Here is an 18,237-nt window from a genome sequence, read left to right on the forward strand (position 1 = left end):
ATCCCGGCGAGCCCCAGTGGGAGCGGACACGTACCATGGGGTGAGGCCGTGGCGTGTCAAGCCCGGCAGGGCCCGCGTCACACAGACAGACGCGCAGGCCATCCTCACACTCCGGGAGAACGCCGCAATATGGCCACGCGCCACGACATCCGCAACGTCGCTATCGTCGCCCACGTCGACCACGGCAAGACCACCATCGTCGACGGCATGCTGAAGCAGGCCGGTGCCTTCGCCGCCCACCAGCTCGAAGGCGTCGACGACCGCATGATGGACTCGAACGACCTGGAGCGTGAGAAGGGCATCACGATCCTGGCCAAGAACACGGCGGTGAAGTACCACCCGAAGGACGGGGGGGACGTCATCACCATCAACATCATCGACACCCCCGGCCACGCCGACTTCGGTGGCGAGGTCGAGCGCGGTCTGTCGATGGTGGACGGCGTCGTCCTGCTCGTCGACGCCTCCGAGGGCCCGCTTCCGCAGACCCGGTTCGTGCTGCGCAAGGCCCTTCAGGCCCGGCTGCCGATCATCCTCTGCATCAACAAGACCGACCGTCCGGACGCCCGTATCGACGAGGTCGTCAACGAGACCTACGACCTCTTCCTCGACCTGGACGCCGACGAGGAGCAGATCGAGTTCCCGATCGTCTACGCGTGCGGCCGTGACGGCATCGCGTCGCTGACCAAGCCGCAGGACGGGACCGTACCGAGCGACTCGACCAGCCTCGAGCCGTTCTTCTCGACGATCCTGGAGCACATCCCGGCCCCGACGTACGACGACGCCGCCCCGCTCCAGGCGCACGTCACCAACCTCGACGCCGACAACTTCCTCGGCCGTATCGCGCTGCTGCGCGTGCACCAGGGCGAGCTGAAGAAGGGGCAGACCGTCGCCTGGATGAAGCGCGACGGATCCGTCACCAACGTGCGCATCAGCGAGCTGATGATGACCGAGGCGCTGACGCGCAAGCCGGCGGAGAAGGCCGGTCCCGGTGACATCTGCGCCGTCGCCGGTATCCCCGACATCATGATCGGCGAGACCCTGGCCGACCCGGAGAACCCGGTCCCGCTGCCGCTCATCACCGTCGACGAGCCCGCGATCTCCATGGTCATCGGCACCAACACCTCCCCGCTGGTCGGCCGTGGCGGCACCGGCAAGGGCGCCGACGCCAAGGCTGCCGTCAAGGACCGCAAGGTCACCGCCCGCCAGGTCAAGGACCGCCTCGACCGCGAGCTGATCGGTAACGTCAGCCTCCGCGTCCTGGACACCGAGCGCCCCGACGCCTGGGAGGTGCAGGGCCGCGGTGAGCTGGCGCTGGCCATCCTGGTCGAGCAGATGCGCCGCGAGGGCTTCGAGCTGACCATCGGCAAGCCCCAGGTCGTCACGAAGGACGTGGACGGCAAGGTCTACGAGCCCGTCGAGCGGATGACCATCGACGTGCCCGAGGAGCACATGGGCGCCGTCACGCAGCTGATGGGCGTGCGCAAGGGCCGTATGGACAACATGTCCAACCACGGGTCCGGATGGGTGCGCATGGAGTTCGTCGTGCCGTCGCGCGGTCTCATCGGGTTCCGGACCGAGTTCCTGACCCAGACCCGCGGCACGGGCATCGGGCACTCCATCCACGAGGGCCACGAGCCCTGGTTCGGCACCCTGCAGACCCGCAACAACGGCTCGCTGGTCGCCGACCGCGCCGGTGCCGTCACCGCGTTCGCGATGACGAACCTCCAGGAGCGCGGCGTGCTGTTCGTCGAGCCCGGCACCGAGGTGTACGAGGGCATGATCGTCGGCGAGAACTCGCGCGCCGACGACATGGACGTCAACATCACCAAGGAGAAGAAGCTCACCAACATGCGGTCGTCGACGGCCGATGTGGCCGAGTCGATCGTCCCGCCGCGCAAGCTGTCGCTGGAGCAGTCCCTGGAGTTCTGCCGCGACGACGAGTGCGTCGAGGTCACGCCGGAGGCGGTCCGTATCCGCAAGGTGAACCTGGACGCCCGCGAGCGCGCCCGCGCCGCGAGCCGCGCCAAGCACGGCTGACCGTCGGGTAGTTGAGCCCGGGTTCCCCGACGAGGGGAACCCGGGCTTTTTCGTGAGCCGTTTCCGGGGAACCGGAAGGGTTACGCGTCAGCTGTGACGGAATCGAGATTCACAGACGGTGGTCGGTCGTTGGCTCATGGCAGATAGTTAGCGGCAACTCTCGGGTTGTCAGCACCAGGGGGGCGTCTGAACTGTGACCAGTCCAGCAGAGACGGAGCACTTAGTCGGCCGGTCCCCCGGCCAACTGATGTGGATCCGCTTCAAGCGCGACCGCACCGGCGTGATCTCGGCCTACGTCGTCCTGTTCTTCTTCCTGATCGGCCTGCTCGCCCCGGTGATCTCCAAGCTGTACGGCAAGGACCCGTACACGGTCTACGCCGACGAGCGCCCCGAGCTCTTCGACAGCGCGGGCGTCCCCGTGCAGCCCAACGGCGGCATCAGCGGCGAGTTCTGGTTCGGCCTCGAACCGGGCAACGGCTACGACGTCTTCACCAAACTCCTCTACGGCATCCGCACCTCGCTGATGATCTCCGTCGCCGTCACGCTCGCGACGGTCCTCACCGGGATCCTCCTCGGCGTCACGGCCGGCTACCTCGGCGGCAAGGCCGACTACTGGATCAGCCGCGTCATCGACTTCCTCCTCGCCTTCCCGGCCCAGCTGTTCTTCATCGCCAGCATGCCGGTGGTCGTCTCACTGTTCGTCAGCCCGCGCGACGAGACCCCGGTCTACGTCCGGGTCGTCGCCCTCATCCTCGTGCAGTGGTTCCTCGGCTGGATGAGCCTCGGACGGATCCTCCGGGGCACCACACTCGCCCTGAGGGAGCGGGAGTTCATCGAGGCGGCCAAGGTCAGCGGGGCCCCGCCGGGGCGGATCATCCGCAAGGAGATCCTGCCGAACGTGGTGACGCCGATCCTCGTACAGGGCACCTACATGCTCCCCAACTTCGTGACCGCCGAGGCCGGTCTGTCCTTCCTCGGCGTGGGCATCGTCGAACCGACGCCGGACTGGGGGCAGATGTTCGCCAAGGCGTCCACCGAGCTCGTGATGCAGAACGACATCACGTACATGTTCTTCCCCGGCATCTCGATGATCGTCTTCATCGTGGCGTTCAACCTGCTCGGGGACTCCGTCAGGGACGCCTTCGACCCCAAGACGGCGCGCTGACCCAAGCTGACCGGCGGACCTACAAGGTCTGGGTTCCTTCGCACTGGTGACGACAGATGGGTGGAAACCGAGTGATGAGCAGGAGCGGACGCCACGTACATGCCGTGGTCTCAGTGCTCGCGGCCGCGGCACTCGTGCTGACCGGGTGCAGTTCGGGCGGCAGCAAGAGCGGTGGCAACGACAAGGAGCAGCAGGAGAACGCCGAACGGCAGAAGGCGCTGATCAAGTTCGGTGACGCCGCGGCCTCCGAGGGCCCCGCCCCCGAGGTCCCGGGCGCCAAGCCCGGCGGCACCATCTCGGTGCCCGCCCGCGACAGTTACGCCCACCTCGACCCGGCCCAGATCTATGTGTTCAACGAGATGCAGGTCGCCCTGCTGCTGCACCGAGGGCTCACCGGCTACAAGGCGACCAGCGACGACGGCAGCAAGCACGAGGTCGTCGGCGACCTCGCCACCGACTCCGGCACCACCACGGACGGCGGCAAGACCTGGAAGTACACACTCAAGGACGGCATCAAGTTCGAGGACGGCTCCGCGATCACCTCCGCGGACATCCGGCACACCTTCGAGCGGCAGTTCGCCCCCTTCATCAACCAGGGCCCGCCGTACCTCCAGCAGTGGCTGGCCGACACCCCGGGCTCCGACTACCGCAAGCTGCTGCCGGACGGCCCCTTCAAGGGCAAGCACCTGCCGGACAGCATCCTGGAGACGCCGGACGCGAAGACCGTCGTCTTCAAGTTCAAGAAGCCGCACCCCGACCTGCCGTACGCGCTGGCGATGGCGGGCTACGCGGTCGTCTCCCAGAAGGGCGACACCAAGGAGCAGTACGACAAGGATCCGGTGGTGTCCGGGCCGTACAAGATCCAGTCCTTCAAGTCCGGCAAGTCGATGGTGCTGGTGAAGAACACCAACTGGGACCCGGCGACCGACCCGATCCGCCATCAGTACGTCGACCGGTTCAACATCACCTTCAACCAGCAGTACGAGGACTCCACCAAGGCGCTCCTCGCCGACAGCGGCACCGACCAGACCTCCGTCAGCTGGCAGAACTCGGTCGACGCGGGCAACCTGTCGAAGGTCCTGAGCGACCCGCAGATGAAGTCCCGCACGGTCGTCGGCTACCAGCCCTACGTGGGCCAGATGAACATCAACCTCAGCCACAAGGCGATGCAGGACAAGAAGGTCCGCGAGGCCATCGCCTACGCCCTGCCGGTCTCGCCGTTCCAGCGGGCCTACGGCGGCGGCGCGGCGATGGAGATCCCGGGCGGCATCATCAGCCCGACCGTCAGCGGCTACGACCCCTCCTTCGACCCCTGGGGCAAGAAGAAGAACCCCGCCGGTGACCCCGCCAAGGCCAAGAAGATCCTCCAGGAGGCCGGCAAGGTCGGCATGAAGCTGACCTTCGGCTACATCAACTCCCAGGAAGGCCAGGCGTACTCCACCGCCATGGCGGCGGGCCTGGAGAAGGCCGGGTTCGACGTCCAGCGCCAGGAGGTCCCGGCCGAGTCGTACTACGACCAGGTCAGCAAGCTCAACAACAACTTCGACATCTTCAACACCAACTGGGGCGCCGACTGGCCCTCCGCCTCGACCGTCATCCCGCCCTGCTTCGACGGCCGGGGGATCGCCGACGGCGCGCAGAACTACTCGCAGGTCAACGATCCCAAGGTCAACAGCGAGATCGACCGCATCAACACCATCACCGACCCGGCCAAGGCCGCCGCCGAGTGGGACAAGCTCGGCAAGTACCTCGTGAAGGACGTCATCAACGTCGTCCCGACCGGGTACTTCAAGCAGACCCAGATCGCCGGATCCAAGATCGGCGGCCTCGTCTACGACGACGTCATCGGCGGCGTCGACCCGCGCCGCCTGTACGTCAAGTAACCCCGCCCACACGGCATCCGGCGCGCCCGGCGACGGTGCGCGCCGGATGCCCTCCGGCCCGCTGAGAGCTGCCTCTGCCATGCTGCGCTTCCTCGTCCGCCGGTCCCTCGGCGCCGTCGTCATCCTCTTCCTGCTGAGCATCGTCGCGTTCCTGCTGTTCTTCGGGATGCCGCGCGACCCGGCGCTCCTGATGTGCGGCAAGACGTGCACCCCGGCCAACCTCGAGAACCTGCGCCATGTGCTCGGCCTCGACAAGCCGATCCCCGAGCAGTACTGGATCTTCCTGCACAACCTCGTCATGGGCAGCGACGACTTCGCCCAAGGGCCGTGCCCCGCCCCCTGTTTCGGGTACTCGTACCACTCCAACGAACAGGTCTGGGGCACCCTGATGGACCGCCTGCCCACCACCGTCTCGCTCACCCTCGGCGGGGCCGTCTGCTTCCTGGTCATCGGCCTGGGCACCGGTCTGATCGCCGCCTGGAAGCGGGGCACGATCGTCGACAAGACCTTCACGGCCGGCGCCATGGTGATCAGCTCGATGCAGATCTACTTCCTCGGCCCGCTGGCCCTGGCGATCCTCGTCTACCAGGCCCGGATTCTGGACAAACCCGCCTACAACGAGTTCACCGCCGACCCGGTGGCCTGGTTCACCGGTCTGCTCCTGCCCTGGGTGGTGCTCTCCACGATCTTCGCCTCGCAGTACACCCGTATGGCGCGCTCGTCGATGATCGAGCAGCTCCAGGAGGAGCACGTCCGCACCGCCCGCGCGAAGGGCATGTCCCGCCGGTACGTCTTCTTCCGCTACGCCTGGCGCGGCTCGCTGATCCCCATCGTCACCATTTTCGGCATCGACCTCGGATCGCTGCTCGGCGGTGCCATCATCACGGAGTACACCTTCGGACTTCCGGGGCTCGGCCGGCTGGCGGTGGAGTCGGTGTTCTTCAGTGATCTGCCGCTGCTGCTGGGCGTGATGCTGTTCTCCGCCACCATGATCCTGCTCTGCAACATCGTCGTCGACGCCGCGTACGCCTTCATCGACCCGCGCGTGCGGCTGGCCTAGCCCGCGCCGGGGAACCTTTTCCAGAGGACCTGCCCGAGGAGCACTGACGTGACCACTGTGACCAAGGAAGCCGGCGCCCCCGTCCCGGCGGGCACGGACGCGTTCCTGTCGGTGCGGGACCTGCACGTCAGCTTCAAGACCGAGGACGGCGTCGTACGGGCCGTGGAGGGGCTCTCCTTCGACCTGGAGCGCGGCAGGACGCTGGGCATCGTGGGCGAGTCGGGCTCGGGGAAGTCGGTGACGAACCTGACGATCCTCGGGCTGCACAACCCGATGTTCACCACCATCGAGGGCGAGATCCTCCTGGAGGGCCAGGAGTTGACCACCGCCCGCGAGTCCGAGCTGGAGAAGCTGCGCGGCAACAAGGCCGCCATGATCTTCCAGGACCCGCTCACCGCGCTGTCGCCGTACTACACGGTGGGCCGACAGATCGCCGAGCCGTACATGAAGCACATGCGCGCCTCGAAGAAGGCCGCCTGGGAGCGGGCGGTGGAGATGCTGGGGAAGGTCGGCATCCCCAACCCCGGGCAACGGGCGAAGGACTACCCCCACCAGTTCTCCGGCGGTATGCGCCAGCGCGCGATGATCGCCATGGCACTGGTCTGCGACCCCGACCTGCTGATCGCCGACGAGCCGACCACGGCCCTGGACGTCACGGTCCAGGCCCAGATCCTGGACCTGCTGAAGGACTTGCAGCAGGAGTTCGGCTCGGCGATCATCTTCATCACGCACGACCTCGGGGTCATCGCCGACATGGCCGACGACATCATGGTGATGTACGCGGGCGGCGCGGTGGAGCGCGGCTCGGTGCGCGAGGTGCTGAGGGCGCCGCAACACCCGTACACCTGGGGTCTGTTGAACTCGATGCCCCGCCTGGACTCGGACCCGCACGCCCCGCTGGCTCCCATCCCCGGCTCCCCGCCGTCACTGCTCCACCCGCCCTCCGGCTGCCGTTTCCACCCCCGCTGCACCTTCCGGGACCGGGTCGGCGGCGCCCGCTGTGTCACCGAGGTCCCGTTGCTCGGCCCTGACCGCTCCTCGGCCTGCCACCTGACGGCGGACCAGAAGCGGACCATCTTCGAAGAAGAGATCAAGCCCCGACTGCGCTAGCACCCCGATCGGCCCCGTCTGAGGAGGACCACGGCTATGACAGAGGACCTCGTCCTCCCCGCACCCGGCGAAGCCGCCACCGACGAACCCGGCGAACCGCTGCTGGTGGTGGAGAAGCTCGTCAAGCACTTCCCGGTCAAGGGCGGCTTCCCGATCCGGCGGACCGTCGGCCAGGTGCAGGCGGTGGACGGCATCGACCTGACCGTGCACGTCGGCGAGAGTTTCGGCCTGGTGGGGGAGTCGGGCTGCGGCAAGTCGACGACCGGCCGGCTGATCACCAAGCTCCTGGAGCCGACGGGCGGCCGCATCTCCTATCGGGGCAAGGACATCACGCATGCCACGCGCAGGCAGCTGGCGCCGGTCCGCTCCGAGATCCAGATGATCTTCCAGGACCCCTACTCCTCGCTGAACCCGCGCCAGACGGTCGGCAAGATCATCGCCGGTCCGATGGAGATCAACGGCATCAACCCGGCCGGCGGCCGCGAGAAGCGCGTCCGTGAGCTGCTGGAGATCGTCGGCCTCAACCCCGAGCACTACAACCGCTTCCCGCACGAGTTCTCCGGCGGCCAGCGCCAACGTATCGGCGTGGCACGGGCATTGGCGCTGGAACCGAAGCTGATCGTGGCGGACGAGCCGGTGTCGGCGTTGGACGTCTCCATCCAGGCGCAGGTCGTGAACCTGCTGCAGAAGGTCCAGCAGGAGCTGGGCATCGCGTTCCTGTTCATCGCCCACGACCTGGCGGTGGTCCGCCACTTCTCGCAGCGCGTGGCGGTGATGTACCTCGGCAAGGTGATCGAGGTCGGCGACCGCGACTCCATCTACACCCGCCCCCGGCACCCCTACACCCACGCCCTGCTGTCCGCCGTGCCCGAGGTGAACGTGCCCGGCGAGGACGGTGAGGAGGTGCCCCAGCGGGAGCGGATCCGCCTGGCCGGTGACGTGCCGTCGCCCATCTCCCCGCCCTCCGGCTGCCGTTTCCGCACCCGCTGCTGGAAGGCACAGGACAAGTGCGCCGCCGAGGAGCCGCCGCTGATCCAGATCTCCGGCAACCACGCGGGCCACTTGACGGCCTGCCACTTCCCGGAGGAGCCGACGATCGAGGCGCGGGAGGAGGACATCGTGCTGGATCCGGCGCTGGCGGCGCTGGAAAAGTCGGACGACTAGGGCGTGCTTCTCGGGTCGTGTGTCGCGGGTCGCGTTTCGCGGGTCGTCTTCACGGGAGGTCGTCTTCACGGGAGTGCGGCTGAACGACGATGTCAGTGGCCTCCTCTACGGTGCCCTGCATGAAGCATTGGATACGCGGCCCGCTCCCGCACCATGAGGAGACCAACGTCGTCTTCTTCCGCGGCATGTCCTTGGACGCGCTCACGCGGGGTCTCCTCGCCCAGCGACGCATGCCTCTCGCGTACGGCAAGGGCACCGAGTGGGGGCTGGTCATGCACGACATGCTCAGCTGGGACAGCGGCGACTACGATCTCGCTCACTATGGGCAGTTGTGTCGGGCCGGCGGTGAGCTCGTCGTGTTCGTGACGGAACCATGCATCGCCAAGGCGCACGGCCCCGCGTTCCAGTACTACCGTGAGGGACGCCTGATCACCGGCTTCAGCTTCGAGGATCCGTCCCACCGGGTGGGCGAGGAGCCCGACCTGCCGGCGCCCGCCCTCACGGCGGCGGGTTTGATCGGGCCGTACGTGGAGCTCGACCGAGCTGACCGCGAGGAACTGATCGTGCGGGCGATCGAGGCCTTCTTCTCCCTGCCCGAACTCGACATGCCGTGAAAGTGCTCACTGTCAGGCTCGCCGGGCCACGGTGATGATCTCGGGCGCGGTGGGGGTGAGCGGGTCCTGCCGCCAGTCCCCGTACTGTTCGACGACCGTGAGGCCGGCTTCGTGGAGGAAGGCGGACAGGGCGTCGGGGCCGTGGAAGCGGAGGGTGGAGCGGCTGACGACGGGCTCCGGCCAGGTGTCGCAGGCGTAGGTCTCGGTGAAGGTCACCCGGTCTGCCACGACGGGCTCCTCGACCTCGTGCCACACCCGTACGACACGCCCGTCCTCGTCCGTGACCTCCCGTACCCGATCCGGCGTCCACGTCTCCCAGGCCCGCGCCGCCGGATTCCGCGTCTCGAACACGAACCGTCCGCCGACGCGCAGCGCCTCGCGCACCGCCCGCAACGCCGCGCGCAACTCCTCGTCGCGCACGAGCACCTGAAACGCGTGCCCGGTCATCACGGCCAGGTCGAACCGCCCGCCCCAGTCCCGGGTGAGCAGATCCCCGAGCACCCACTCGACGCCGGTACCGTGCCGCCGGGCCTGGACGAGCATGGCGGCGGCCGGATCGAGCCCCACGAGCCGCCCGCGGTGACCTTCCGCACCGGCCCGCCGCAGCAACCGCCCCGTCCCGCAACCGACATCGAGCACCGACTCGGCGGACATCACGAGCCCGAGGTAGAAGTCGTCACCCGGCCCCCACGGGTTGAGGGTGTCGTACAACGCGGCGAGCGAGAGATCCGCGAACGACCGATCGACCATTCGGTGCAGTGTGCCACACGGGGCCACGGGATATGGCACGCTCCGGCCTTCAACAGGGCCGGAGGGGACGGAAGTTGCTGCATCGCATCGAACTGTGGGTGCCCGATCTGGGGCGTGCGGTGGTGTCGTGGGGGTGGCTGCTGGAACGGCTGGGTTATGAGCCGTACCAGGAGTGGGCGGAGGGCCGCAGCCGGCGCCCGGGGAAAGACGGGGCGGGGAGGGGCGGTACGGGGGAGACATACATCGTCGTCGAGCAGTCCCCGGTGCTGGCGGGCGACCACCACGACCGTCTGCTGCCCGGCCTCAACCACCTGGCTTTCCACCTGCCCGGGGGCCGCACGGCGCTCGACGCGTTGGTGGCGGTGGCGTCCGGGCACGGCTGGACGCTGCTCTTGGGCGGCGCACCGGAACAAGGACCGGCCGGACCGGCGGTAGGCCGGAGCCGTGACACTCAGCGCACGACCCGCCCCCGCAGCACAATGCGCCGCGGCTGCCGCAGCACCCCCGGCTCCCGGCGCGGATCCGCGTCGTACACGGTCACGTCGGCGAGCCCGCCCTCGACCAGCCCCGGCAGCCCCAGGAAGTCCCGCGCCGCCCAGCTCGCCGCGCCCACCGCCACGTCGGCGGGCAGGCCGGCGGCGATGAGGTGCTCGACCTCGGTGGCGACGTTGCCGAAGGGGACGGAGTCGGTGCCGGCGAGGACGGTGACACCGGCGTCGTGGGCCTCGCGGACCCGGCGGATCATGATGCGGTGGCCTTCGTGCCAGAGGCGGCCGCGGGGGTTGTCCTTGATGCGGGGTGCGCTGCGGGCGAAGGCGGTGAGGGTGGGGACGTAGACGGCCCCGTGGGCGGCCATCAGCTCGACGCACTCCTGCGGCATCCCCATCCCGTGCTCGATCGAGTCGATCCCGGCACGAGCGGCGTTGAGTACACCTTGCGCCGACTGACAGTGCGCGGCGACCCGCCCCCCGGCCGCGTGCACCGCGTCGGCCACGGCGCGCAGGATGTCGTACGGCACCGGATCCGCCTCGAAGTCCCAGTCGCCCATGAGCTTGCACCAGCCGTCGTGGGCCTTGGCCTCGGCGACGGCGGCTGCCACGAGGTCATCGGTGACGGTGTGGAAGTCGGCACTTCTCGACAGCCCCGCCCACGCCAGCCACCGCCCGGCCGTGATCATGCGCGGCGCGTCCGGGGCCTCGCGCAGCCCGTCCGGGATCTCGCCCAGAAGCCCGGGGAACCGCAGCGCCGTCGTCCCGGCATCCCGATGCTCGGCGATCTGCTCGGCGAACGCGTCGGGGTCGAAGACGGGTTCCCCCTCGGACGGGGACCCAGGATGCGTGTGCACGTCGACCAGTCCCGGAAGCAGGTAGCCGCCGTCGGCGACCGTTCGCGCCTCGACCGACGGGCGGTCGAAGGTGATGCGGTCGCCGAGGATCCAGAGGTTCCGGGCGATGCCCTCGGGGAGGAGCGTGCCGCGCAGGTGGAGGGCCATTTCACCCAACATAGTGGGCTCCGCGGAGGCAGCGGTCCGGGTTCACGAAACCGCGTGGGGTCACGGGTGCGTCTCCGTACCCTGCGTGGATGAGGGGAAGGAGCCCCGCCGTGCCCGATGCCGACATCCGCATCCCTGCTGATGCCCGCGACCGGCTCACTGCTCACACCCGCTGAGCGTGCTCATGCCGAGCTCAACCGGAGGCCGGCAGAGGCGGCCGGCCTACTCAACCCCAACCCTTGAGCCGACCGGCCGGAAAGGTCCGGAAAGGTAAGGGCCCGCGCCGGGGAGGCGCGGGCCCTGTTGCTCCTGAGGCCGGGTCAGACCGCCGGCTCGGGGTCCTTGGAGAGGCGCGGCTCCAGGACCGCGTCCTGCGTCTCCGGGTAGTGGCAGGCGGTCAGATGGCCGGGCTTGTTGCCCTCGACCTGGACCAGCGGCGGAGCCTCCGTCGCGCACTTCTCCGTCGCCTTCCAGCAGCGGGTGCGGAAGCGGCAGCCGGAGGGCGGGTTGATGGGCGAGGGGACGTCGCCCTGGAGGCGGATGCGCTCGCGGGCCGGGACGTCGTCCGCGGTCGCCTCGGGCACGGCGGACAGCAGCGCCCGGGTGTAGGGGTGGCGCGGGTTGCCGTACAGGTCGTCGCGGTCGGCGATCTCGACGATCTTGCCGAGGTACATGACGGCCACGCGCTGCGAGAAGTGGCGGACCACCGCCAGGTCGTGGGCGATGAAGACGAACGCGATGCCCAGCTCCTGCTGGACCTTCTGGAGCAGGTTCACGACCTGCGCCTGGATGGAGACGTCCAACGCCGACACCGGCTCGTCCGCCACGATCAGCTTCGGTTCCAGCGCCAATGCCCGTGCCACGCCGATACGTTGGCGCTGGCCGCCGGAGAACTCGTGCGGGAAGCGGTTGTAGTGCTCGGGGTTGAGGCCGACGATCTCCAGCAGCTCACGGACGCGCTTCTCGCGGCCGCCGGCCGGGTTGATGCCGTTGATCTCCATTGGACCGGCGATGATCTTGCCGACCGTCTGGCGCGGGTTCAGCGACGCATACGGGTCCTGGAAGATCATCTGGATCTCGGAGCGGACCGGCGCCAGCTGCCTGCGCCCCGCATGCGTGATGTCCTGGCCGCGGTACGAGATCTTGCCGCCGGTCGGCTCCAGGAGCCGGGTGATCAGCCGGCCGGTCGTCGACTTGCCGCAGCCCGACTCGCCCACCAGGCCGAGGGCTTCGCCTTCGGCCACCTGGAAGTCGAGACCGTCCACGGCCTGGACGGCGCCGACCGTGCGTTTGATCGGGAAGCCGCCCTTGATCGGGAAGTGCTTGGTCAGACCGCTGACGTCCAGGAGCGGTTGCGCGTTGCTCATGATGGTGAAGTCCCGTCTCGTGTACGTCAGTCAGTGCCGGGATCCGGCGAAGTCGGCGAAGAGGTCGGCGCGCTGCTCCAGCGGGATGTGGCAGGCGGAACCCCGGCCCTCCACCACGTCCAGCACCGGCCGCTCCGTGGAGCACAGCCCGCCCGCGACCTTCTCGGTGAAGGTGCACCGCGGGTGGAAACGGCAGCCGGAGGGCGGGTTGAGCAGCGAGGGCGGCGAACCCGGGATCGGTGCCAGCGGCACGTCGACCGGGCCGTCCAGGCTCGGCATGGAACTCATCAGGCCCAGCGTGTAGGGGTGCTGCGGGGTGCGCAGCACCTCCTGCTTGGTGCCCCGCTCCACGCACCGGCCGCCGTACATCACCAGCACGTCGTCCGCGATGTCGGCGATGACACCGAGGTCGTGCGTGATGAAGATGATCGCCGTGCCGAACTCCTGCTGGAGCTCCTTGAGCAGATCCAGGATCTGGGCCTGGACCGTGACGTCCAGAGCCGTGGTCGGCTCGTCCGCGATGAGCAGCTCGGGGTCGCAGACCAGCGCCATCGCGATCATCGCGCGCTGGCGCATACCGCCGGAGAACTGGTGCGGATAGTCGTCCACCCGCACGTCCGGCTGAGGGATCCCGACCCGCCGCAGCATCTCGATCGCCCGCGCCCGGGCCTCCTTCTTGGAGGCACCGGTGTGCTTGCGGTACGTCTCGCCGATCTGGGTGCCGATGGTGTGGTACGGCGACAGTGAGGCCAGCGCGTCCTGGAAGATCATGGACATCTTGTTGCCGCGCAGCCGCTCGAGTTCCTTCTCGGAGGCGGCGAGCAGCTCCTTGCCGTCCAGCAGGATCTCACCGTCGATCGACGTGCGGTGGGGGTCGTGCAGGCCCAGGATCGTCAGGTTGGTGACGGACTTGCCGGATCCCGACTCACCCACGATGCCGAGCGTCTGGCCCTTGGCGAGATCGAAGGAGAGCCCGTCGACGGCCTTGACGATGCCGTCCTCGGTGGAGAAGTGGACCTGAAGGTCCCTGACGGAGAGGAAGGGCTGCTGATCGGTGCTCGTCACGGGGACGCTCCTGGGGGGTGATGCGAGGGGTCGGGAGTGGGGGGCGGAGGTCAGGCGAGCCGGATCCGCGGGTCGATGAGGGCGTAGACGGCGTCGACGACGATGTTGAAGAAGACGATCGCGCCGGCCGCGAGGAGGGTTACACCCAGCAGCATCGGAAGGTCGCTCTGGTCCACGGACTTCACCGCGAGCCGGCCGATGCCCTGGAGGCTGAAGGTCGACTCGGTAATGATCGCGCCACCGATGAGCACACCCAGGTCGATACCGAACACCGTGACGATGGGGCCCATGGCGCCGCGCCAGGCGAACCGGAAGAACACGTTCGACCGGGACAGGCCCTTGGCCCGGGCCGTGCGGACGTAGTCCTCACTCAGCTGCTCGACCAGCTGGGAGCGCGTCATACGGGTGTAGTTGGCGGTGAAGATGATCGCGAGGACCAGCCAGGGCAGCAGGAGTCCGGAGAACCAGGCGGCCGGGTTCTCGGTGAGGGGCGTGTACTGCGGCTGGTCGAGCCACCCCAGCTGCGCGACGAAGAAGAACATCGCGATGTAGCCGACGAAGTAGATCTGGAGCGAGGAGCCGAGCAGCGAAACCGAGCTGGCGAACTTGTCCAGGAACCGGCCCTGCTTGAGAGCCGCGAGCATGCCCGCGCCGATACCGAGGATCAGGAAGACGATGGCCGCGCCGAAGGCGAGCGACAGGGTCGTCGGCAGCCGGTCCATGATCGTCTCGAAGACGGGCTCGCGGTTGGCGAAGGAGTAGCCGAGGCAGGGGGCGTTGCAGTAGTCGTAGCCGGGGTAGTTGCGCCCGGCGAAGATGCCGACGAGCCACAGCCAGTACTGGACCGGGATGGGCTTGTCGATGCCCAGGTTCTTCCGGATCTGCTCGAGGGCCTCAGGCGTGCAGTTCTTGCCGCAGGACATCATGGCGGGGTCACGCGGCACGGCGTAGAAGAGCCAGAAGGTGATGGCGCTGATGATCAACAGAATGACCAGCGCGCCGAGGACTCGGCGGACAAGGAAGCGGAACATGAGGCGTGACTTTCCGGACGGGGCGCCGTCGCCGGGAGGGAAGTAGAGGGGGGTGGGCCGCAGGGGCGGCCATGCGGGATGGCCGCCCCCGACGAGTCGTGTGCGCTTACTTCTTGGCGTAGAGCTTGCAGAGCGCGACGCAGGTGTTGGCGCCGTCCCAGATGACGTTGCCGACCTTGGAGCCGTACAGGTAGTTGCGGATCTTGTGGTAGTCCGGAACGACCGCGGCCAGCTCGTTGACCATCTTGTCGACGTTGCCCCAGGCCTTGTTGGCCTCGTCCACGTCCGCGATCTTGGAGGCCGCCTCGATCGCCTTGTTGACGCCCGGGTCGTTCAGCTGCGAGTAGTTGTTGCGGCCGTCCCCGATGTTCTTGCCGCTGAAGCAGGGGTAGAAGACCGAGTAACCGTTCGGCCAGTCCGGGCTCCAGCCGGCCGCGAACAGGTCGAAGTCGTTGTCGATCTTGCCGATCTGCGTGTAGAAGGTCGACTTGTCGACCTGCTTGTTGACGACCGTGAAGCCGGCCTCTTCGAGCGCGTTCTTGATGGCGACGGCGGTCTTCACCGCGGTGTCCGACTGCTGGTAGGCGATGACCAGCTTCTGGCCGAGCTTGCCGGCCTCCTTCAGCAGGGCCTTGGCCTTCTCGGGGTTGCCGCCGGGCTTCTTGTCGACGCCGTACAGGTCGAACTTGGTGTAGCCGGGGGTCACCGGCGCGAGGACCGTGGTGGCGATCTCGGTGGTGGCCTTGCCGCCGCTGATGGTCTGGATCTGCTGGTGCGGCCAGGCGTAGTTGATGGCCTGGCGGACCTTGAGGTCCTTGATGCGGGTCATGTTGATCGGCCAGTAGTAGGTGGCCGTGTCGACCGAGGTGAGGACGCGCTTCTTCAGCTCGGGGTTGGTGAGGACCTGAGCGACGCGCTCGGGCGCGACCTCGTTGAAGATCGGCACCGAGTACTGGTCGTTGCCCTGGTCCGCGATCCAGCGGTCCGTCGACGCCACCAGCTCGAAGCCCATCTGGAAGACGTACTTGTCCGGGTAGGCGTTACGGATCGAGTCGGTCTTCGGGTCCCAGTGCTCGTTGCGCGAGTAGGTCAGCGTCTTGCCGACGCTGCGGCTCTCGATCTTGTACGGACCGCAGGAGAACGGACGCTTGTCGTACTTCTCCTTGGTGTCGTGCTTCTTCGGCACCAGGGAGTAACCACGCATGGCGAGCGTGTAGTTGAAGTCCGCGCGGGCCTCGTTGAGGCGGAAGGTGACGGTCTTGCCGTCGATCTCGATGGAGTCGAGGCTCTTGCCGTCGAACGGGCCCTTGTACTTCTCGCCGCCCTCGAGCCAGTTCTGGACGTAGCGGGGACCCTCGGTGATGAAGGTGGCGAAGAGGCGCTCGAAGGTGTGGCGGACGTCCTCCATGGAGACGTCGGCGCCGTCCTCCCACTTCACACCGTCCTTCAGGGTGAAGGACCAGGTCTTGCCGCCGTCCTTCATGGTGCCGGCGTCGGTCGCGGCGTCGCCGACCAGGACGGCGCCGCCCTTGTCGTCCAGCTTGTAGCCGGTCAGACCGCGCATGATCGGGACGGTGATGGCGCCCTCGGTCGAGTTGTAGATCTGCGCCGGGTCCATGTGGTCCATGTCGAACTGCTGGAGCGAGTAGATCGTCCCGCCCTTGACCGCGCCCTTGACCTCGGGGGCCGGACCGGTCGAGTCGGCCTTGGTGCCGACCGGGATGTCGACCGTCTTGGAGCCGCTGACCTTGGGGGCGTCGTTCTGCCCGGAGCCGCCCTCGCTGCCGCTGCTGCACGCGCTCAGCACCGAGGTCGACGCCGCGGCGACGCCGGTGGCGATGAGGAAGTTTCTACGGGAGAAGGACATGGCTTCCTGCCTTGGAAAGAGGGAGTTGATGAGAGAGATCCGGCACCCCGGCTCCTTTGCCGTGGTCCTGAAGAGCCGGAGTCAGCGCTTGGACTTGGGGTCGAGCGCGTCGCGTACCGAGTCGCCGAGCAGATTGAACGCGAGGACGAAGATCACCATGGACAGACCCGGGAAGAGCATGAAGGTGATGTCCTCGGTGTAGAACATTGCGCCCCGCTGGATCATGACGCCCCAGTCCGGGGTCGGGTCGATCATGCCGACCCCGAGGAAGGCGAGACCCGCCTCCGCGGTGACGTACGCCGGGAGCATCAGCGTGGACTGGATGATGATCGGCGTCCACAGGTTGGGCAGCAGTTCCTTGAAGACGATACGTCGCGGTGACGCACCCGTGACCTTGGCCGCCTCGACGAACTCCCGCTCGCGCAGGCCGAGTACCTGGCCACGCAGCAGTCGGGCGATGGACGCCCAGCCGAAGGAGGAGAGGACGATGATCAGGCCGGTGGCCCGCAGCCAGGTCGGGATGTCCTCGTCGGGGGCGACGAAGAGCCCGTACACGACCGGCATGAAGGCGATGAAGAAGAGGGTGGACGGGAACGACAGAAGGATGTCGATGACCCGGCCCACGAGGTAGTCCGTCTTGCCGCCGAGATAGCCCGCGGTGACGCCGATGACCACACCGAGGAACACGGTGAGCAAAGTGGCCGCGACGGCGATGCCCAGCGACGTGCGGATGGCGTAGAGCAGGAAGGTGAAGACGTCACGGCCGAGCTGGGGCTCGATGCCGAACCAGAACTCCGAGCTGATGCCCCCGTTCGGACCCGCCGGGTAGGAGAAGGCGTTCAGCAGCTCCGGCCGCTGGCTCGCGTAGGTGGTGTACGGATCCTTGCCGTACAGCTTCGCGATGAGCGGAGCGGCGAGCGCGATCACGAAGAAGAAGATCACGATGTACGCCGATATGACGCCCGTGCGGTCCCGCTTGAAGCGGGTCCACGCCAGTCGTCCAGGCGAGCGGCTCTCGTTGCCCTTATGGGTGGAGGGCGAAGGCGACTTTTCGATGCTCTCGTCGGTCGTCTCAAGCGGGGCAGCCGCTGATGGAGTTGGGGGGGTCATGGTGCTCCTGGCCCAAGGGAGGGTCTGATGACTCCGCAGGGCACGCTCCCCTACGGGCTACGCCGGACTTTTTCAACGCAATTCATTCAAGGTCAATAAATTCTCGGGCGACTTGGTTGTCTCTTTACGTTTTTTACCCTGCCTTTACCATTCCGTAGCTACGCGGGTAGCGCAACGTAATCGAGTCGTGCCTTGACTCGGACCAACTGGACTAATCGGGCAATGAGTTCGTTATGCGGACGGTCAGGTGCCGAAATGCGTACATCGGGGGGTCGAAATCCAACGGTTCTGCATCGGAACGTGAAGATCCATTGCGCGGTACACGGAAGATCCACTGACCCGGCGGGTGTCCCGGTGGGAGAAGTCCGTTTCGTCGCTCGCGAGGATGCCGCGTGGGTGTCGCGAGGATGCCGTGCCGATGCGTGCATCCGGATGGCGTGTTGCTCCATTGGCCGGAGCCCGTGTGCGATTTGTGCCTTTTGACTCGATATTGGCCCGTAACGGATCAGGATCAGAGGAGGC

Annotated in this window: 14 protein-coding genes and 1 pseudogene; 8 read left to right on the top strand and 7 right to left on the bottom strand. The window is 67.6% G+C overall.

Features of this window, described 5'->3' with window-relative positions; genetic code table 11:
* The first annotated feature begins 129 nt into the window (after positions 1–129).
* The 7 genes from typA (at position 130) to ACTMVF_RS05750 (ending at position 9,033) form a co-directional block, all read left to right on the top strand.
* The gene (typA, locus tag ACTMVF_RS05720; protein WP_441269837.1) at positions 130–2,037 is read left to right on the top strand and encodes a translational GTPase TypA; all 1,908 of its coding nucleotides are present in this window, start codon (positions 130–132) and stop codon (positions 2,035–2,037) included.
* Between the two features lie 193 nt (positions 2,038–2,230).
* Entirely contained in the window at positions 2,231–3,202 is a 972-nt protein-coding gene (locus tag ACTMVF_RS05725; protein WP_441269838.1) for an ABC transporter permease, read from the top strand.
* A 74-nt stretch (positions 3,203–3,276) separates the two neighbouring features.
* On the top strand, positions 3,277–5,085 hold the full coding sequence (locus tag ACTMVF_RS05730) for an ABC transporter substrate-binding protein (protein ID WP_441269839.1): 1,809 nt from the start codon (positions 3,277–3,279) through the stop codon (positions 5,083–5,085).
* 79 nt (positions 5,086–5,164) lie between these two features.
* Positions 5,165–6,145, top strand: coding sequence for an ABC transporter permease (locus ACTMVF_RS05735; protein ID WP_441269840.1), 981 nt, complete (start codon positions 5,165–5,167; stop codon positions 6,143–6,145).
* A gap of 48 nt (positions 6,146–6,193) precedes the next feature.
* Entirely contained in the window at positions 6,194–7,255 is a 1,062-nt protein-coding gene (locus ACTMVF_RS05740) for an ABC transporter ATP-binding protein (RefSeq protein ID WP_441269841.1), read from the top strand.
* A 36-nt stretch (positions 7,256–7,291) separates the two neighbouring features.
* The gene (locus ACTMVF_RS05745; RefSeq protein ID WP_441269842.1) at positions 7,292–8,419 is read left to right on the top strand and encodes an ABC transporter ATP-binding protein; all 1,128 of its coding nucleotides are present in this window, start codon (positions 7,292–7,294) and stop codon (positions 8,417–8,419) included.
* Positions 8,420–8,538: 119 nt separating this feature from the next.
* Positions 8,539–9,033 carry a hypothetical protein gene (locus ACTMVF_RS05750; protein ID WP_441269843.1) on the top strand — a complete coding sequence of 165 codons (495 nt, stop codon included), beginning with the start codon at positions 8,539–8,541 and terminating at the stop codon, positions 9,031–9,033.
* Positions 9,034–9,045: 12 nt separating this feature from the next.
* Here ACTMVF_RS05750 and ACTMVF_RS05755 read toward each other — a convergent pair whose 3' ends face one another.
* Positions 9,046–9,783 carry a class I SAM-dependent methyltransferase gene (locus ACTMVF_RS05755; protein ID WP_441269844.1) on the bottom strand — a complete coding sequence of 246 codons (738 nt, stop codon included), beginning with the start codon at positions 9,781–9,783 and terminating at the stop codon, positions 9,046–9,048.
* Between the two features lie 32 nt (positions 9,784–9,815).
* Between ACTMVF_RS05755 and ACTMVF_RS05760 the strand changes: the two are divergent.
* Positions 9,816–10,181: pseudogene (locus tag ACTMVF_RS05760) on the top strand (VOC family protein); the annotation flags it as partial.
* Positions 10,182–10,234: 53 nt separating this feature from the next.
* Here the strand turns inward: ACTMVF_RS05760 and ACTMVF_RS05765 are convergent.
* From ACTMVF_RS05765 to ACTMVF_RS05790, 6 genes are all read right to left on the bottom strand, one after another.
* A complete protein-coding gene (locus tag ACTMVF_RS05765) occupies positions 10,235–11,275 on the bottom strand; it encodes an amidohydrolase family protein (RefSeq protein ID WP_441269845.1) in 1,041 nt (346 codons plus the stop codon).
* A gap of 320 nt (positions 11,276–11,595) precedes the next feature.
* Positions 11,596–12,642 carry an ABC transporter ATP-binding protein gene (locus ACTMVF_RS05770; protein ID WP_441269846.1) on the bottom strand — a complete coding sequence of 349 codons (1,047 nt, stop codon included), beginning with the start codon at positions 12,640–12,642 and terminating at the stop codon, positions 11,596–11,598.
* Positions 12,643–12,672: 30 nt separating this feature from the next.
* On the bottom strand, positions 12,673–13,707 hold the full coding sequence (locus ACTMVF_RS05775) for an ABC transporter ATP-binding protein (RefSeq protein WP_441269847.1): 1,035 nt from the start codon (positions 13,705–13,707) through the stop codon (positions 12,673–12,675).
* 50 nt (positions 13,708–13,757) lie between these two features.
* Positions 13,758–14,738: an ABC transporter permease gene (locus ACTMVF_RS05780; protein WP_441269848.1), complete on the bottom strand. Its 981-nt coding sequence runs from the start codon at positions 14,736–14,738 to the stop codon at positions 13,758–13,760.
* A gap of 106 nt (positions 14,739–14,844) precedes the next feature.
* Positions 14,845–16,605, bottom strand: a complete 1,761-nt coding sequence (locus ACTMVF_RS05785; protein ID WP_441269849.1) for an ABC transporter substrate-binding protein — start codon at positions 16,603–16,605, stop codon at positions 14,845–14,847.
* Between the two features lie 81 nt (positions 16,606–16,686).
* Positions 16,687–17,715 (bottom strand): ABC transporter permease, encoded by a 1,029-nt coding sequence (locus ACTMVF_RS05790; protein WP_441269850.1) that lies wholly within the window; start codon positions 17,713–17,715, stop codon positions 16,687–16,689.
* Positions 17,716–18,237 lie beyond the last annotated feature (522 nt).

It is taken from the genome of Streptomyces sp. SD31, from assembly GCF_052068475.1.
Lineage (GTDB): Bacteria > Actinomycetota > Actinomycetes > Streptomycetales > Streptomycetaceae > Streptomyces.

What these genes read in the sequence shown, in the direction of transcription:
- typA (WP_441269837.1), top strand. Translation starts at nt 130, where the DNA reads ATGGCCACGCGCCACGACATCCGCAACGTCGCTATCGTCGCCCACGTC.
- ACTMVF_RS05730 (WP_441269839.1), top strand. Translation starts at nt 3,277, where the DNA reads ATGAGCAGGAGCGGACGCCACGTACATGCCGTGGTCTCAGTGCTCGCG.
- ACTMVF_RS05735 (WP_441269840.1), top strand. Translation starts at nt 5,165, where the DNA reads ATGCTGCGCTTCCTCGTCCGCCGGTCCCTCGGCGCCGTCGTCATCCTC.
- ACTMVF_RS05745 (WP_441269842.1), top strand. Translation starts at nt 7,292, where the DNA reads ATGACAGAGGACCTCGTCCTCCCCGCACCCGGCGAAGCCGCCACCGAC.
- ACTMVF_RS05750 (WP_441269843.1), top strand. Translation starts at nt 8,539, where the DNA reads ATGAAGCATTGGATACGCGGCCCGCTCCCGCACCATGAGGAGACCAAC.
- ACTMVF_RS05755 (WP_441269844.1), bottom strand. Translation starts at nt 9,783, where the DNA reads ATGGTCGATCGGTCGTTCGCGGATCTCTCGCTCGCCGCGTTGTACGAC.
- ACTMVF_RS05765 (WP_441269845.1), bottom strand. Translation starts at nt 11,275, where the DNA reads ATGGCCCTCCACCTGCGCGGCACGCTCCTCCCCGAGGGCATCGCCCGG.
- ACTMVF_RS05770 (WP_441269846.1), bottom strand. Translation starts at nt 12,642, where the DNA reads ATGAGCAACGCGCAACCGCTCCTGGACGTCAGCGGTCTGACCAAGCAC.
- ACTMVF_RS05780 (WP_441269848.1), bottom strand. Translation starts at nt 14,738, where the DNA reads ATGTTCCGCTTCCTTGTCCGCCGAGTCCTCGGCGCGCTGGTCATTCTG.
- ACTMVF_RS05785 (WP_441269849.1), bottom strand. Translation starts at nt 16,605, where the DNA reads ATGTCCTTCTCCCGTAGAAACTTCCTCATCGCCACCGGCGTCGCCGCG.
- ACTMVF_RS05790 (WP_441269850.1), bottom strand. Translation starts at nt 17,715, where the DNA reads ATGACCCCCCCAACTCCATCAGCGGCTGCCCCGCTTGAGACGACCGAC.